This is a genomic window from Candidatus Magnetaquicoccus inordinatus (genome assembly GCF_004217665.1).
In the GTDB taxonomy this organism is placed as follows: Bacteria; Pseudomonadota; Magnetococcia; order Magnetococcales; family Magnetaquicoccaceae; genus Magnetaquicoccus; species Magnetaquicoccus inordinatus.
On the sequence record NZ_RXIU01000476.1, the window covers coordinates 1 to 1,261 of the forward strand.

At 53.8% G+C, this 1,261-nt stretch carries 2 protein-coding genes and 1 pseudogene; all 3 read left to right on the forward strand.

Annotated elements, in window-relative coordinates; all coding sequences use genetic code 11:
* A pseudogene (locus tag EJP87_RS16645) lies at window positions 1-259 on the forward strand (aquaporin family protein); the annotation flags it as partial.
* A gap of 39 nt (window positions 260-298) precedes the next feature.
* Complete coding sequence (locus tag EJP87_RS16650) at window positions 299-793, forward strand: arsenate reductase ArsC (protein WP_130472953.1); 495 nt, start codon at window positions 299-301, stop codon at window positions 791-793.
* A 22-nt stretch (window positions 794-815) separates the two neighbouring features.
* Window positions 816-1,172: an arsenite efflux transporter metallochaperone ArsD gene (gene arsD / locus EJP87_RS16655; protein WP_130472954.1), complete on the forward strand. Its 357-nt coding sequence runs from the start codon at window positions 816-818 to the stop codon at window positions 1,170-1,172.
* Window positions 1,173-1,261: the final 89 nt, after the last annotated feature.

Here is a 1,261-nt window from a genome sequence, read left to right on the forward strand (position 1 = left end):
CATTGGCCTGGGAGAAAGGTTTGCTCGCGACAAAATAGCCATGCTGGTCTCCTGTTATATCACCTCTGCCTACTGGTTTACCTCCTCCACATCTTTTGCCAATCCAGCCGTCACCCTGGCACGCAGCCTGAGCAATACCTTTGCCGGTATCGCTCCTCTCTCGGTTCCAGGATTCATTCTGGCACAGTTTGCGGGGTTGGCTCTGGCACTCTGGATACTTAAATTATTGCTGCACGAACCTACTAGTCCACGTCGTTAAACGCGAACTGTCAGCCCTCTTTGCCTGGAGAAAATCACCATGTCACCGCAAACTCGTAATGTGCTCTTCCTCTGCACTGGTAACTCCTGCCGCTCCATTCTGGCCGAAGCAACCTTCAACCACCTTGCCCCCCCTTGGCTGCGTGCCGTCAGCGCCGGCAGCCATCCCACCGGTGAGGTACATCCCCGCTCTTTGGCTCTGCTGCAACGGGAAGGTATCAATACAGAGGGTGCCGCCAGCAAATCCTGGGATGGTCTGCCAGTCACTCCCGATGTGGTCATTACCGTCTGCGCCAGTGCCGCCGGTGAAACCTGCCCGGCCTATCTGGGGCCTGCCATTCGCGCTCATTGGGGTGTGGAAGATCCGGCCAAAGCAACCGGAACAGATGAAGAGATCGAACAAGCATTTGTTACAGCCTATCGGACTTTGCGGGCACGGATCAAAGCTCTGTTAAACCTGCCCCTGGAAAGCCTGTTTGCTGACCCGACAGCACTTCGCGAACAGTTGCAACGCATCTATCAAGATGTTCATTAGAGAGAATCAGGAGTTATAAATCATGGCTAAAATTGAAATTTTTGATCCTGCACTCTGCTGCAGTACCGGTGTCTGTGGTCCAGAGGTGGATCAATCATTGGTCATCTTTGCGGCTGATGTCGATCGGGTAACCTCTGCGGGTGGTGCCATTCGCCGCTATAATCTGGCCCAAGAGCCTTTGGCCTTTGCACAAAACAGCGTGGTCAGCACATTTTTAAGCCGTTCTGGTCAAGAGTCGCTGCCTTTGATTCTGGTCGATGGCGAAATTGCTTTGGCAGGACGCTACCCCAGTCGGGAACAGTTGGCACGCTGGGCCGGAGTAACACTCACGGAAGCGGCACCAGTCGCCAAAAAGTGTTGTCCAGGATCAAGTTGCTGAGAGCTTGAAAAAAAAGGTCGCCAAACCAGCTCATGCGCAAGGCGCTGGCGAATGTGCGACAAGACATATCAAGCAGATAGACAAGGAGC